The sequence below is a fragment of the Mixta sp. genome (assembly GCF_024610815.1).
Lineage (GTDB): Bacteria > Pseudomonadota > Gammaproteobacteria > Enterobacterales > Enterobacteriaceae > Mixta > Mixta calida.
Map to the genome: position 1 here is coordinate 1 of NZ_JANION010000190.1, position 13,411 is coordinate 13,411.

Annotated in this window: 16 protein-coding genes; 3 read left to right on the forward strand and 13 right to left on the reverse strand. The window is 55.7% G+C overall.

Annotated elements, in window-relative coordinates; all coding sequences use genetic code 11:
• The 9 genes from MYY08_RS14215 to fkpA all read right to left on the reverse strand — a co-directional run.
• Positions 1 to 552: GTP-binding protein (locus MYY08_RS14215; protein ID WP_288014654.1), on the reverse strand; the 552-nt coding region annotated here is incomplete at its 3' end.
• 69 nt (positions 553 to 621) lie between these two features.
• Complete coding sequence (fusA, locus tag MYY08_RS14220) at positions 622 to 2,730, reverse strand: elongation factor G (RefSeq protein WP_038629749.1); 2,109 nt, start codon at positions 2,728 to 2,730, stop codon at positions 622 to 624.
• Positions 2,731 to 2,823: 93 nt separating this feature from the next.
• Positions 2,824 to 3,294: a 30S ribosomal protein S7 gene (gene rpsG / locus MYY08_RS14225; RefSeq protein WP_038629748.1), complete on the reverse strand. Its 471-nt coding sequence runs from the start codon at positions 3,292 to 3,294 to the stop codon at positions 2,824 to 2,826.
• A gap of 96 nt (positions 3,295 to 3,390) precedes the next feature.
• Complete coding sequence (gene rpsL, locus MYY08_RS14230) at positions 3,391 to 3,765, reverse strand: 30S ribosomal protein S12 (RefSeq protein ID WP_003852912.1); 375 nt, start codon at positions 3,763 to 3,765, stop codon at positions 3,391 to 3,393.
• Positions 3,766 to 3,889: 124 nt separating this feature from the next.
• The gene (gene tusB, locus MYY08_RS14235) at positions 3,890 to 4,177 is read right to left on the reverse strand and encodes a sulfurtransferase complex subunit TusB (RefSeq protein WP_038629747.1); all 288 of its coding nucleotides are present in this window, start codon (positions 4,175 to 4,177) and stop codon (positions 3,890 to 3,892) included.
• Between the two features lie 10 nt (positions 4,178 to 4,187).
• On the reverse strand, positions 4,188 to 4,547 hold the full coding sequence (tusC, locus tag MYY08_RS14240; RefSeq protein ID WP_190296416.1) for a sulfurtransferase complex subunit TusC: 360 nt from the start codon (positions 4,545 to 4,547) through the stop codon (positions 4,188 to 4,190).
• Positions 4,547 to 4,930, reverse strand: coding sequence for a sulfurtransferase complex subunit TusD (gene tusD / locus MYY08_RS14245; protein WP_190296415.1), 384 nt, complete (start codon positions 4,928 to 4,930; stop codon positions 4,547 to 4,549). Before tusD ends, tusC begins: the two co-directional genes overlap by 1 nt.
• On the reverse strand, positions 4,930 to 5,649 hold the full coding sequence (locus MYY08_RS14250; RefSeq protein WP_038629744.1) for a helix-turn-helix transcriptional regulator: 720 nt from the start codon (positions 5,647 to 5,649) through the stop codon (positions 4,930 to 4,932). Before MYY08_RS14250 ends, tusD begins: the two co-directional genes overlap by 1 nt.
• Before the next feature lie 177 nt (positions 5,650 to 5,826).
• A complete protein-coding gene (gene fkpA / locus MYY08_RS14255; RefSeq protein WP_288014657.1) occupies positions 5,827 to 6,645 on the reverse strand; it encodes an FKBP-type peptidyl-prolyl cis-trans isomerase in 819 nt (272 codons plus the stop codon).
• Between the two features lie 270 nt (positions 6,646 to 6,915).
• Here fkpA and MYY08_RS14260 point away from each other — a divergent pair, with 270 nt between their 5' ends.
• Positions 6,916 to 7,134, forward strand: a complete 219-nt coding sequence (locus MYY08_RS14260; RefSeq protein WP_038629742.1) for a SlyX family protein — start codon at positions 6,916 to 6,918, stop codon at positions 7,132 to 7,134.
• 76 nt (positions 7,135 to 7,210) lie between these two features.
• Here MYY08_RS14260 and slyD read toward each other — a convergent pair whose 3' ends face one another.
• From slyD to kefG, 4 genes are all read right to left on the reverse strand, one after another.
• Positions 7,211 to 7,762 carry a peptidylprolyl isomerase gene (gene slyD, locus MYY08_RS14265; RefSeq protein ID WP_288014659.1) on the reverse strand — a complete coding sequence of 184 codons (552 nt, stop codon included), beginning with the start codon at positions 7,760 to 7,762 and terminating at the stop codon, positions 7,211 to 7,213.
• 198 nt (positions 7,763 to 7,960) lie between these two features.
• Positions 7,961 to 8,155, reverse strand: coding sequence for a YheV family putative zinc ribbon protein (locus MYY08_RS14270; RefSeq protein ID WP_288014661.1), 195 nt, complete (start codon positions 8,153 to 8,155; stop codon positions 7,961 to 7,963).
• A 44-nt stretch (positions 8,156 to 8,199) separates the two neighbouring features.
• Positions 8,200 to 10,005, reverse strand: coding sequence for a glutathione-regulated potassium-efflux system protein KefB (kefB, locus tag MYY08_RS14275; RefSeq protein WP_038629739.1), 1,806 nt, complete (start codon positions 10,003 to 10,005; stop codon positions 8,200 to 8,202).
• Complete coding sequence (gene kefG / locus MYY08_RS14280; protein WP_038629738.1) at positions 10,006 to 10,557, reverse strand: glutathione-regulated potassium-efflux system ancillary protein KefG; 552 nt, start codon at positions 10,555 to 10,557, stop codon at positions 10,006 to 10,008.
• Positions 10,558 to 10,680: 123 nt separating this feature from the next.
• Between kefG and MYY08_RS14285 the strand changes: the two genes are divergently transcribed.
• Together MYY08_RS14285 and MYY08_RS14290 are read left to right on the forward strand one after the other, a co-directional pair.
• Positions 10,681 to 12,585, forward strand: a complete 1,905-nt coding sequence (locus MYY08_RS14285) for an ABC transporter ATP-binding protein (RefSeq protein WP_084970192.1) — start codon at positions 10,681 to 10,683, stop codon at positions 12,583 to 12,585.
• Between the two features lie 279 nt (positions 12,586 to 12,864).
• Positions 12,865 to 13,411 (forward strand): MASE1 domain-containing protein (locus MYY08_RS14290; RefSeq protein ID WP_288014663.1); only part of this gene is annotated, 547 nt, incomplete at its 3' end.

Consider the following 13,411-nt stretch of genomic DNA (forward strand, 5'->3'; position numbering starts at 1 on the left):
CTCAGCGTCGCCTTCCAGCGCTTTCAGCGCGGAACCGCGAACGATCGGAGTGTCGTCGCCCGGGAAGTCGTACTGAGACAGCAGGTCACGCACTTCCATCTCAACCAGTTCCAGCAGCTCTTCGTCATCAACCATGTCACACTTGTTCAGGAACACGATGATGTACGGAACGCCAACCTGACGACCCAGCAGGATGTGCTCACGGGTCTGCGGCATCGGGCCGTCAGTCGCAGCAACAACCAGGATAGCGCCGTCCATCTGAGCAGCACCGGTGATCATGTTTTTCACGTAGTCGGCGTGGCCCGGGCAGTCAACGTGCGCGTAGTGACGAGACGGGGTTTCATACTCAACGTGAGAGGTGTTGATGGTGATACCACGTGCCTTCTCTTCCGGCGCGTTATCGATCTGATCGAACGCACGAGCCTGGCCACCGTAAGTTTTAGACAGAACGGTGGTGATAGCTGCGGTCAGAGTGGTTTTACCGTGGTCAACGTGGCCGATAGTACCAACGTTAACGTGCGGTTTGTTACGCTGAAATTGCTCTTTCGCCATGGCGATATTCCTTACTGTTATGCCCTCATCCTTGATGAGGGCATCTGTTCACTATTCTAAAACCGTAGCTTATTTGCTACGAGCTTCAATAACGGCCTGAGCGACGTTGTTCGGCGCTTCCGCGTACTTCAAGAACTCCATGGAGTAAGAAGCACGGCCCTGGGTCTGAGAACGCAGGTCAGTAGCATAACCGAACATTTCAGACAGCGGTACCTGAGCGCGAACGGTTTTACCGGTAGCGGTGTCATCCATACCTTCGATGATGCCGCGACGACGGTTCAGGTCACCGATTACGTCACCCATGTTCTCTTCCGGCGTTTCAACTTCAACCTTCATGATCGGCTCAAGCAGAACAGGCTTCGCTTTCTTAAAGCCGTCTTTAAACGCCAGAGATGCAGCCAGTTTAAACGCCAGTTCAGAGGAGTCCACATCGTGGTAAGAACCGAAGTGCAGACGAACGCCCAGATCAACTACCGGATAACCAGCCAGCGGACCAGATTTCAGCTGCTCCTGGATACCTTTGTCAACAGCCGGGATGTATTCGCCAGGAATTACACCGCCTTTGATGTCGTTGACAAATTCGTAACCTTTGCCGCCCGGCTCCAGCGGATACAGGTCGATCACAACGTGACCGTACTGACCGCGACCACCAGACTGTTTCGCGTGTTTACCTTCGACATCCTTGATGGTGTCGCGGATAGTTTCGCGATAAGCAACCTGCGGCTTACCGACGTTCGCTTCAACGTTGAACTCGCGTTTCATACGGTCAACGATGATGTCGAGGTGCAGTTCGCCCATACCAGCGATGATGGTCTGGTTAGATTCTTCGTCAGTCCATACGCGGAATGACGGGTCTTCTTTCGCCAGACGACCCAGAGCCAGACCCATTTTTTCCTGGTCAGCTTTGGTTTTCGGTTCAACCGCGATAGAGATAACCGGCTCCGGGAATTCCATACGTTCCAGGATGATCGGGTTGTTCGGATCGCACAGGGTGTCGCCGGTGATCACGTCTTTCAGACCGATCGCCGCAGCGATGTCGCCCGCGCGAACTTCTTTGATCTCTTCACGTTTGTTGGCGTGCATCTGTACGATACGGCCAAAACGCTCACGCTGTGATTTCACAGAGTTCAGTACGGTATCGCCTGAGTTCACCACGCCAGAATAAACGCGGAAGAAGGTCAGGTTACCTACGAACGGGTCGTTCGCGATTTTGAACGCCAGAGCAGAGAACGGCTCTTTATCGTCAGAGTGACGCTCTGCCGGAGTATCTTTACCGTCGTCCAGCATACCTTTGATAGCCGGTACGTCGGTCGGTGCTGGCAGGAACTCAACCACTGCATCCAGCATCGCCTGAACACCTTTGTTCTTAAATGCAGAACCACAGGTAACCAGGATGATCTCATTGTTCAGCACGCGCTGACGCAGTGCTTTCTTGATCTCTTCTTCAGTCAGCTCTTCGCCGCCGAGGTATTTCTCCATCAGCTCTTCAGAAGCTTCAGCCGCAGATTCGATCAGGTTCTGATGCCATTCTTCAGCCAGGTCAACCATGTCAGCCGGGATATCTTCGTATTCGAAGGTTACGCCCTGGTCTGCATCGTTCCAGTTGATGGCTTTCATTTTGATCAGGTCAACAACGCCGGTAAATTTCTCTTCCGCGCCGATAGCCAGCTGCAGAGGAACCGGGTTTGCGCCCAGACGGGTTTTGATCTGACCAACAACTTTCAGGAAGTTGGCGCCCATGCGGTCCATTTTGTTAACGAACGCGATGCGCGGAACTTTATATTTGTTAGCCTGACGCCATACGGTCTCAGACTGCGGCTGAACACCACCAACCGCACAGTAAACCATCACTGCGCCATCAAGAACACGCATGGAACGTTCTACTTCGATGGTGAAGTCAACGTGTCCCGGGGTGTCGATGATGTTGATGCGGTGCGGCTCAAACTGTTTGGCCATACCAGACCAGAACGCGGTGGTCGCAGCAGAAGTAATGGTAATACCACGCTCTTGCTCCTGCGCCATCCAGTCCATGGTCGCAGCGCCATCATGCACTTCACCGATTTTGTGGTTAACACCGGTGTAGAACAGGATACGCTCGGTGGTCGTGGTCTTACCGGCGTCGATGTGAGCACTGATACCGATGTTACGGTAACGTGCAATGGGTGTTGTACGAGCCATTTGATTCCTCTGATTCTCGGACGTTCAAAATAAGTCAGCCCCAGCGGGTTGGCTAATTGAGCGCCCGCTGGGTTAACAATAACTACGTGGTTATTACCAGCGGTAGTGAGCGAACGCCTTGTTGGCTTCGGCCATACGGTGAACGTCTTCACGTTTCTTCACTGCAGTACCTTTGTTCTCAGCAGCATCAGAAAGTTCGTTCGCCAGGCGCAGAGCCATCGATTTATCACCGCGTTTACGAGCAGCTTCTACGATCCAACGCATTGCCAGGGCATTACGACGGACCGGACGGACTTCAACTGGTACCTGATAAGTTGAACCGCCAACGCGACGTGACTTAACTTCTACAGTCGGACGTACGTTGTCGAGAGCGACTTCGAAAGCTTCCAGTTCGGTTTTACCAGAACGCTGAGCCAGGGTCTCCAGCGCGGTATACACGATTGCTTCAGCAGTAGATTTTTTACCATCTACCATCAGGATATTTACAAATTTGGCCAGCAGCTCAGATCCGAATTTCGGATCCGGCAGGATTTTACGTTGACCAATGACGCGACGACGTGGCATGGAAATACTCCGTTGATAATTCAGGATTGTCCAAAACTCTACGAGTTTAGTTTGACATTTAAGTTAAAACGTTTGGCCTTACTTAACGGAGAACCATTAAGCCTTTGGCTTCTTCACGCCATACTTGGAGCGAGCCTGCTTACGGTCTTTAACACCAGAGCAGTCAAGCGCGCCACGAACGGTGTGGTAACGCACACCTGGCAGGTCTTTAACACGACCGCCACGGATCAGGATTACGGAGTGTTCCTGCAGGTTGTGGCCTTCGCCACCAATGTAGGAAGTCACTTCGAAACCGTTGGTTAAACGCACACGGCATACTTTACGCAGTGCGGAGTTCGGTTTTTTCGGAGTGGTGGTGTACACACGAGTACAAACACCACGTTTTTGCGGGCAAGCTTCCAGCGCCGGCACGTTGCTTTTAGCAACTTTGCGTACGCGCGGTTTGCGAACCAGCTGGTTAACTGTTGCCATTAAATAGCTCCTGGATTTAGCTTTTGCTTCGTAAACACGTAATAAATCGCCTCGTATTAATACGAGGACGCAGAATTTTAGGGCTGAGCAGAAAAGGTGTCAAGAAATAACCAGCGTCTTATGCTCACCAGGGCATTTGCTGCTTATGATTTATCGTTAGCGTAACGAAATCATTATAGTCAATCACCGTGATTTTGGGTGAAATTTGAGCAGACAAACCACGCGCCGCCAGGTCGTCGCCCAGCGCCCAAACCCGTACAGGCGCGTTCAACAGCGGCGTCAGCATCCGGCTGCCCTGCAGGCCCGCCAGCACGCCATCCTGCATCAACAGCACGTCGTCTTCCGGCCGCAACATGCGCAGCAGCAATGTGTAATCGCACTGGAAAGGGGAACTGGCCAGCGTATGCAGCATTCTCGCTCCTTTAAAAAGTCAGGATGTGGTCCGCTTCGGTGAGCCGGGCACGCAGCGCGTCGCTCTCCAGCACCTCGGCGTCCAGCACCCGTTGGCTTTCCGCCGTCAGGCCGCGTTCAGCCAGCGACTGCGCGCAGAGGTAGCACGCCTCGACGTCATACAACGGCAGCACGCCGAAGGTAGCGATATAGTTACGCGCCAGCACTTTCTCCGGCTGCTGCCCGGCAGTCAGCTGCAGCACGCCGTCGCCGATAAAAAACAGCGATACCTGTTCGCAGACGGCGGCAGTCGCCAGCGCGGCATCCAGCCCTTCTCGTCCGCTACTGCTGCCGTGAGGCGCGCGCGTAAACACAAAGGCGATCGACTTCATTAAAACTGCACCACTCTGTCACTGGTCAACGCCGCTTCCGCCAGCGCGCCGAGGCCTGCCAGCTGGAATCCCGGCTGCAGATTGGCCGCAGGCAATCCCAGGCTGGCCGCCTCCTGCTCATCGGTCACGCCGCGCCGCAACGCGGCCGCAACGCAAATGTTCAGCGTCACGCCCTGCTGTTGCAAGGCCTGCCAGGCACGTACCAGATCGAACTCGTCGCTGGCCGGCGCCGTCAGCTGATTGCCGTTAAGCACGCCTTCGCGATAAAAGAAGACGCTCGACAGCTGATGACCCGCCGCCATTAAAGCGTGGGCGAACAGCAGCGCGCTGCTCGCCTGCTGCGTACCATAAGCCGGTCCGGTCACCAACAGCGTGTAACGCATCACCGCTCCTGCCCTGTATCGCCGCTCTTAAACTGGCGGATATAGAGATAGACCGTGTGTTTGGAAATATTAAGCCGGTCGGCCACCTGATTGATGGCGTCCTTGATATCAAAAATGCCTTTCTCATAGAGGTTCAGCACAATCTGGCGGTTCTTCATGTTATTCGCTACGTTGCGATCGGCGCTCACCTCTTCAATGGTGAATTCCAGCGTCTGTGTCACCAGATCCTCTACAGAGGAGGCGAAGTTAACCTGCGAAGCGACATCCGGCGTCTCCGGCGGCATAAAGGTCGACATAATTTGCGAGAACGGCACATCAAGGTTCATGTTGATGCAGAGCAGGCCTATCACGCGTTGCTGACGATTGCGGATAGCGATCGTCACTGATTTCATCAGTACGCCGCTTTTCGCGCGGGTGAAATAGGCGCGCGAGACGTTGCTGTCCGCCCCGGTCATATCATGCAGCATGCGCAGCGCCAGATCGGTAATCGGTGAGCCGACTTTACGGCCAGTATGCTCGCCGTTGGCGATGCGCACCGCGGAACATTTTAAATCTTCCAGCGAATGGAGCACGATTTCGCAATGCGAACCGATAAGCATGGCGAGCCCGTCCACGACAGCCTCGTAAGACTTAAGAATATCGTAATCGGTTTGGTCGAACGGATGCTGATCGAGTAAATCGATATCGCTCAGATCGCCCGGATTGAATGGATTAGACATGAAAGACTTTACCCTAATTGGCTGGAGCCTGTCTCAGCGCGGCCAGGGCAGACTCGTCATACAAATTTGCGCAGCGCTAGTCTGGCAAATGTCTGCAGCTTATGCCAGATTTTTGTCCCGTCGAGGGCCGACCGTCATGCAAAGAGAAACCGCCGCGTAAACGCGGCGGCGGAAATCTTACTGCGCGCTCTTGTCGTCTGCGACCGGCGCCTGGTTTTTTTCGTCTGCTTTCGGCGCTGGCTTGATATCCAACAGCTCGACGTCAAACACCAGCGTAGAGTTCGGCGGAATGCCCGGCACGCCGTTTTTGCCGTAGGCCAGCTGCGGCGGGATCACCAGCTTGATTTTGCCGCCTTTCTTGACGTGCTTCAGGCCTTCGGTCCAGCCGGGGATCACGCCGTCCAGACGGAAGGAGAGCGGTTCGCCGCGGGTGTAGGAGTTATCGAACTCAGAACCGTCGATCAGCGTGCCTTTATAGTTAACCACAACGGTGTCGCTATCTTTCGGCGCGTCGCCGCTGCCCTCTTTCTCTACCTGATACAGCAGTCCGCTTTCCGTTTTCTTCACGCCTTTCTGCTTAGCGAATTTCGATGCGTAAGCTTCGCCCTTGTCGGCGTTCTCTTTCGCGTCTTTTTCCATTTTCGCCTGAGCGGCGCCTTTCACGCGGCCTTCAAAAGATTGCAGGGTCTGCTCGATCTCCTGATCGGAAAGTTTGCTTTTGCCCGCAAACGCATCCTGAACGCCAGCGATAAGCTGCGCTTTATCCAGCTGAATGCCCAGCTTCTCCTGCTCTTTCAGCGAGTTTTCCATATAGCGGCCCAGCGAAGCGCCCAGCGCATAGGCGGACTGCTGATTTTCATCTTTAAAAGCGGCATTTTTAGGAGCCTGAGGTGCAGCCTGTTGAGCCGGTGCGGAGTCTGCTGCCAATGCCAGCGGTGCATTGAGTGCGGCGGCCATGGTGGCGGCTAACATTGTAATTTTAAACAGTGATTTCATCCATTATCTCCAAAACCGAAGCCTCTCACCCCGGCAATCGTTGCAGACCATACGGCCTGTACTATAACTGTGCGGAACAACTTATCATGCCCGCCCGGCAAACTTAAGACCACTTCCCATCCTTTTTATGTCGGGAAGTTTCAACTGATATGACGATAAGACTGTGCTTTTTCAACCTTCGCGGGCAAAATCGGGTCACTTAAGCGTGAAGGCAAGTGGTTTTTTCTTATACGGACCGCAATCCGGTCACGCGCAACAGGAGGAACGGCTATGCAGCAAAATAGCGTTGAGCAACAGTTAGAGCTGTTGGAAAGCAAGCTCGCTTTTCAGGAGCAGACGATTGAAGAGCTTAATCAGACGGTCATTCAGCATGAAATGGAAATGGCCAAAATGCGTGAGCAGATCCGTCTGCTGATCGATAAGCTGAAGGCCGCAGCGCCGTCGCTAATGGCGCATCCGTCGGAAGAGACGCCGCCGCCGCACTACTGATTGTCGTCGGCGCCAGCCTAATAAAAAAGCACCGGCCTGGCCGATGCTTTTTTGCTTTCGCGCCGCGTAGAGCGCCTTAGTGGCAGCCGCAGCCGCCGTTGCCGCAACCACCCTGACCGTGGCTGTGGCCATGGTCGTGCTCGTGATCGTGGTGATGGTCATGCTCGCCGTGAACGTGGCCGTGAGCCAGTTCTTCCGGCGTCGCTTCGCGGATAGCAACGACTTCTACGTGGAAGTTCAGGTTCTGGCCAGCCAGCATATGATTGCCGTCAACCACAACGTGATCGTCTTCCACTTCAGTGATTTCTACCGGCACCGGACCCTGATCGGTTTCCGCCAGAAAACGCATGCCGACCTGCAGTTCGTCCACGCCCATAAAAACATCCTTCGGTACGCGCTGCACCAGGTTGTCATCATACTGGCCGTAGGCGTCATTCGCGGCGATATGCACATCAAATTTGTCGCCGACTTCATGATTTTCCAGAGCTTTTTCCAGACCAGAAATCAGGGAACCATGACCGTGCAGATAGTCCAACGGCGCGCTCACCGGAGACTCGTCGACCAACACACCGTCTTCTGTACGTACCTGGTAAGCCAGGCTGACCACCAGGTCTTTTGCTACTTTCATGATATCTCCTAACCGTTGAGAGCTTTGATCCCGACTCATTGGTCTATTTTCGCGTGCAATAACACCAACCAGAAAGATCCAGATGCTGACCCTTTGCGTGCCGTAGCGGCAAGACGCGCAGGCAATGTTAACGATGCAGATTGTAACGGAATTCAGTGCCGCTGTAAGGGTAAGCTTAAAAAAAGCTGCGCTGTTCCGCTACTCCGGGTGAAAAATCCCGATAATTTGCTCCTGCTTGCGCAGTTCATCACGCACTTCCTTATCCGCTTCGCGCATCTGATGGCCGCACTTCACGCACTCCACGACATCGACATTATTTTCACGCCACATCGCCAGCGTGTCTTTTTCCTGGCAGTGCGGACAGGCCGCACCGGCAATAAAACGTTTACGCATTGTTCTTTCCTGTAGTTGCTCTCTGCCAGCCTGAGCGACGCGACTCATTCCGATCCGTCCCAGCCGTCAAACTGATGTTTTTCCTGCTGCATCTCGCGATGGAAAATATCTTCCAGCTCGCGGCGCGCCTCACGCACGCGGGAGATTTGCGCATTGTCCGTATGGTTCGGCATCAGCTCGCGCAGCATACGCATATCAAGCCGACGGAAATGCAGCTGCGCGCGGTGCGCCTGATGCGGGTGCATTCCCAGACTCATCAGCGTCTTGCGGCCCAGCTCCAGCGCGCTGGAAAAGGTTTCACGCGAGAACTGTGTTACCCCCGCCTGCAGTAGCTCATGCGCCTCGACGCGTCCGCGTGCGCGCGCCAGGATTTGCAGATGAGGGAAGTGATGCTGACAAAGGTGCACGATATTCATCGTGTCTTCCGGGTCGTTGCAGGTGATCACGATAGACTGCGCGCTGGCGGCGCCAGCGGCGCGCAGCAGCTCCAGCTCCGTCGCATCTCCATAGTATACTTTATAACCATATTTCCGCATCAGGCTTACGGCGCTGATATCCCGTTCCAGCACCGTGATGCGCTTTTTGTTGGCCATCAGCAGACGGCCAATCACCTGACCGAAGCGGCCAAAGCCGACCACGATCACCTGCGGCTGATCGTCATCCACCCAGGGCTTTTCCGCCTGCTCGTCCGGCTCGTTAAAGCGGCGCACCAGAATACGATCCACGCCCTGCATCAACAGCGGCGTGGTCATCATAGAGAGCGTAACGGTTACCAACAGCAGCGGTAATTGATCGCCACGGAACAGATGCGCGGACGACGCGGCGGAAAACAGCACGAAAGCGAATTCGCCGCCCTGACTCAGCACGCCAGCGAACTGTAAACGTTCCGAACTGCGCAAACCGTAGATGCGCGCCAGCAGATAGAGCACCAGCGTTTTCACCGCCACCAGCACCAGAACGCCCGCCAGCACCGCCAGCAGATGCGTATAAAGCACACCTAAATTAAGCGCCATGCCAACCGAGATAAAGAACAGGCCGAGCAGCAAGCCTTTAAACGGCTCGATTGCGCTTTCCAGCTCGTGACGATATTCACTTTCCGCCAGCAGGATGCCCGCGATAAACGTGCCCAACGCCATCGACAGTCCAAGCGCGTCCATAAACAGCGCTGAACTCAACACCAGCAGCAGCGCGGCGGCGGTAAACACTTCGCGCACGCCGGAGGCGGCGATATAGCGGAAAATCGGCCGCAGCAGCAGCCGTCCGCCAATCAGCATGCCCGCGAACGCCAATACCTTCATGCCGATCTTCATCCAGTCGGTATGGCCGCTGTCGGCGCCTGCCAGCAGCGGCACCAGCGCCAGCGCCGGGATCACCGCCAAATCCTGAAACAACAGCACCGAAAAGCCGAGCTGACCCGCTTCGCTGCGGTTCATCCCTTTATCGCGCATCAGCTGTAAGGCCATCGCCGTAGAGGACATCGCCAATCCAATGCCGCCAATGGTCGCCGCCTGCCAGGAGAAGTCGGTCAGCAGCAACAGCCCGGCCAGCACCACCGCGCTGAAGATCACCTGCGCGGCGCCGACGCCGAAGATCGATCGCCGCAGCGCCCACAGCTTCGAGGGGTTTAGCTCCAGGCCGATCAGGAACATCAGGAACACCACGCCGAGCTCCGAAAAGTGCAGGATCTCATCGACGTCGCTGATAAAGCCCAGTCCCCACGGGCCGATGGCGATACCCGCCAGCAGGTAGCCCAACACCGCACCGATACCCAGGCGGGCGGCGATAGGCACCGCCACCACCGCGGCGAACAGATAAACCACGCCCGCCGTCAGTAAGGTTTGTCCTTCCATTTATGCGACTCCTGAGGGCAAAGGGGAAGAAAGCCACTCGCCGTAAGCCTGCGCGTAGGTTTTCATCATCTCCGGCGGCTGACGGCGCGCCCAGTAGATCACCATCGGTGCCAGCCAGTGCATGCGGCACAGCTGTGCGGTCAGCTCGAAGGGACGCATGATTTCCGTCATCGGGTAGCGGTTAAGCCCGTCCTGATGATAGGCCGCCTCCGGCTCACCGGTCGTAACGACGCTGCGCCAGTATTTCCCTTCCAGCGCGTTGCCTTCCGGGCCGCTGGCGAAGCCGCGCGACAGCACGCGATCCAGCCACTCTTTCAGCAACGCCGGGCAACTATAGGTATAAAGGGGATGCTGAAAAACGATGATTTGATGCTCCCGCAGCAGCTGCTGTTCATGGTGAATATCGATAAAGAAATCAGGATAGTGCGCGTACAGATCGTGTACGGTAACGTGTGATAATTGCTGCGCCGGCTGCAGCAAGACCCGATTGGCTATCGAATCTTGTGATTCCGGATGGGCATACAGCAGCAAAACCTTAGGCGGCTGCGACATCTCTCCCCTCCAAATCGTCGTCATGATGCGGGTTTTCCGCTACCATGCACGACATAACGGAATCGGTGATTCCTGACTGATTATGATGACAATAAATTAACATATTCTGACAATACGGCGCTTATGATTGTATTCTCCTCGTTACAGATCCGACGTGGCACCCGCATACTGCTGGACAACGCCACCGCCACCATCAACCCAGGACAGAAAGTGGGACTGGTGGGTAAAAACGGCTGTGGTAAATCTACGCTGTTGGCGCTATTGAAAAATGAACTCAGCGCCGATGCAGGCAGCGTCACCTTCCCAGGAAACTGGTCTCTGGCGTGGGTTAATCAGGAAACCCCGGCGCTGTCGGTCGCCGCCATTGAGTATGTTATTGACGGCGATCGTGAATATCGTCAGCTGGAGTCCGAATTACAGCGCGCTAACGAAAAAAATGACGGCAACGCCATTGCGCTACTGCACGGCAAGCTGGACGCGATTCAGGCCTGGAGTATACAGGCGCGCGCCGCCAGCCTGCTTCACGGTTTGGGCTTTAGTCAGGAGCAGCTGCAGCGGCCGGTCAGCGACTTCTCCGGCGGCTGGCGCATGCGCTTGAACCTGGCGCAGGCGCTGATCTGCCGTTCCGACCTGTTGCTGCTCGACGAACCGACCAACCACCTCGATCTCGACGCCGTTATCTGGCTGGAGCGCTGGCTGAAAAGCTACAGCGGCACGCTGATCCTGATCTCCCACGACCGCGACTTTCTCGATCCGGTTGTGGACAAAATCCTGCATATCGAGCAGCAAAGCCTGTATGAATATACCGGCAACTACAGCTCGTTCGAGCAGCAGCGCGCCACCAGGCTTTCCCAGCAGCAGTCGCAGTTTGAGCAACAGCAGCGCAAAGTGGCGCACCTGCAAAGCTATATCGATCGCTTCCGCGCCAAGGCCAGCAAAGCTAAACAGGCGCAGAGCCGCATCAAAATGCTGGAGCGCATGGAGCTGATCTCGCCAGCGCACGTCGATAACCCCTTCAGCTTCAGCTTCCGCGCGCCGGAAAACCTGCCGAACCCGCTGCTGAATATGGAAAAGGTCTCCGCGGGCTATGGCGATCGTGTGATTCTCGATTCGATCAAGCTGAACCTGGTGCCGGGCTCGCGCATCGGTTTGCTGGGCCGCAACGGCGCTGGCAAATCGACGCTGATCAAGCTGCTGGCGGGCGAACTGGCGCCGCAAAAAGGGGAAATCGGCCTCGCCAAAGGGGTGCAGCTGGGCTATTTCGCACAGCATCAGCTGGAGTTTCTGCGCGCGGATGAATCGCCGTTGCAGCACCTGGCGCGTCAGGCGCCGAAACTGCCGGAACAGCAGCTGCGCGACTACCTTGGCGGTTTCGGCTTTCAGGGCGATAAGGTAGCGGAGGCGACCGAACGTTTCTCCGGTGGCGAGAAAGCGCGTCTGGTACTGGCGCTGATCGTCTGGCAGCGTCCGAACCTGCTGCTGCTTGATGAACCGACTAACCACCTCGATCTCGACATGCGCCAGGCGTTAACGGAAGCGCTGATCGATTTCGAAGGCGCGCTGGTGGTGGTGTCGCACGATCGTCATCTGCTGCGATCCACCACCGACGATCTTTATTTGGTGCATGACGGTAAGGTTGAAGCGTTCGCTGGCGACCTGGACGACTACCAGCAGTGGCTCAGCGATCTGCAAAAACAGCAGGCGCAGCAGGATGCCGAACCGAAACAGGATAACGGCAACAGCGCCCAGGCGCGTAAAGATCAGAAGCGACGCGATGCGGAGCTGCGCGCCCAAACGCAGCCGCTGCGCAAGCAGATCGAAAAGCTGGAAAAAGAGATGGAGAAGCTTAACGCTCAGCTGGCCGAGGCGGAAGCGAAGCTGGCCGACGCCGCTATTTACGATCAAAGCCGTAAAGCGGATCTGACCGCCGCATTGCAGCAGCAGGCGACGGCAAAATCTGCGCTGGAAGATTGTGAAATGGCCTGGCTTGATGCGCAGGAGCAGCTGGAAGCGATGCTCTCCGCCTGACCGCAAAAGCGATGACATTGGGCGGCGTCAGTAAAAGACGTCGCCGTATTTTTTCTTCGACCGTAGATAACCTTTACGCAACGCTGCTGGCTTTTTCAACACCCCTCGCCAACAACTTATTTCCATTCCGCTAACTCAATGCGTTTTGCATTTCAATTTCTTGATAAGCCGCCACAGCCTGATGCTTTTTTTACTTTCTGTTTCCTTGTGCTGCTGCTTTATAGTTTTTACTATTGCGTCCTGAATCAATCCGCCTGTTTTTTAACCCCAGGGTAAGCCGTGTCAGAGCATTCCATCAGCCCGCTGCAAAAGAACCTGACGGCTTTTTTGCTGCTGCTTTTCCTCACGCCTTTTGCCCATTTTTTATCACCCACGCTTTTTATCGCTGGTCAGCAGGTCTACCTCTGTTATCTTCCTTACGGGTTGGCGGTCGCGGCCATCTATATCTTTGGCCGCGCGGCGACGGCTCCGCTCTGTCTGGCTTTTTTCATTACCTTTCGTCTTCTTTTCGCCGCCTCGCTGCCGGCGCTGGCCTTCACGCTGGCGCTGCTGACGCCGATTCTCGTCTGCAGCTGGCTGGCGCGCCGATGGCTGGGCCGCCGGTGGCGCTATAATCCCGGACATCAGGGGATTGGCGTCAGGCTTTGCCTGATTAATACCCTGGCGCCGCTGTTTACCCTGCTGCTGCTAACGCTGTTTGCGCCCGCGGTAGGCTCGCTGCCGGGAACGCTCGACGGCTACTTCTCTTTAGAGTGGAATATGTTCAGCGTGCTGCGCCTGCAAAATCTGGCGCTTTCTGCCGTGCTGTTCACCATCTTTTTCTACT

Excerpts from the sequence above, each read along its gene's own strand:
- fusA (WP_038629749.1), bottom strand. The coding sequence starts at position 2,730 with ATGGCTCGTACAACACCCATTGCACGTTACCGTAACATCGGTATCAGT.
- rpsG (WP_038629748.1), bottom strand. The coding sequence starts at position 3,294 with ATGCCACGTCGTCGCGTCATTGGTCAACGTAAAATCCTGCCGGATCCG.
- rpsL (WP_003852912.1), bottom strand. The coding sequence starts at position 3,765 with ATGGCAACAGTTAACCAGCTGGTTCGCAAACCGCGCGTACGCAAAGTT.
- tusB (WP_038629747.1), bottom strand. The coding sequence starts at position 4,177 with ATGCTGCATACGCTGGCCAGTTCCCCTTTCCAGTGCGATTACACATTG.
- tusC (WP_190296416.1), bottom strand. The coding sequence starts at position 4,547 with ATGAAGTCGATCGCCTTTGTGTTTACGCGCGCGCCTCACGGCAGCAGT.
- tusD (WP_190296415.1), bottom strand. The coding sequence starts at position 4,930 with ATGCGTTACACGCTGTTGGTGACCGGACCGGCTTATGGTACGCAGCAG.
- MYY08_RS14250 (WP_038629744.1), bottom strand. The coding sequence starts at position 5,649 with ATGTCTAATCCATTCAATCCGGGCGATCTGAGCGATATCGATTTACTC.
- fkpA (WP_288014657.1), bottom strand. The coding sequence starts at position 6,645 with ATGAAATCACTGTTTAAAATTACAATGTTAGCCGCCACCATGGCCGCC.
- MYY08_RS14260 (WP_038629742.1), top strand. The coding sequence starts at position 6,916 with ATGCAGCAAAATAGCGTTGAGCAACAGTTAGAGCTGTTGGAAAGCAAG.
- slyD (WP_288014659.1), bottom strand. The coding sequence starts at position 7,762 with ATGAAAGTAGCAAAAGACCTGGTGGTCAGCCTGGCTTACCAGGTACGT.
- MYY08_RS14270 (WP_288014661.1), bottom strand. The coding sequence starts at position 8,155 with ATGCGTAAACGTTTTATTGCCGGTGCGGCCTGTCCGCACTGCCAGGAA.
- kefB (WP_038629739.1), bottom strand. The coding sequence starts at position 10,005 with ATGGAAGGACAAACCTTACTGACGGCGGGCGTGGTTTATCTGTTCGCC.
- kefG (WP_038629738.1), bottom strand. The coding sequence starts at position 10,557 with ATGTCGCAGCCGCCTAAGGTTTTGCTGCTGTATGCCCATCCGGAATCA.
- MYY08_RS14285 (WP_084970192.1), top strand. The coding sequence starts at position 10,681 with ATGATTGTATTCTCCTCGTTACAGATCCGACGTGGCACCCGCATACTG.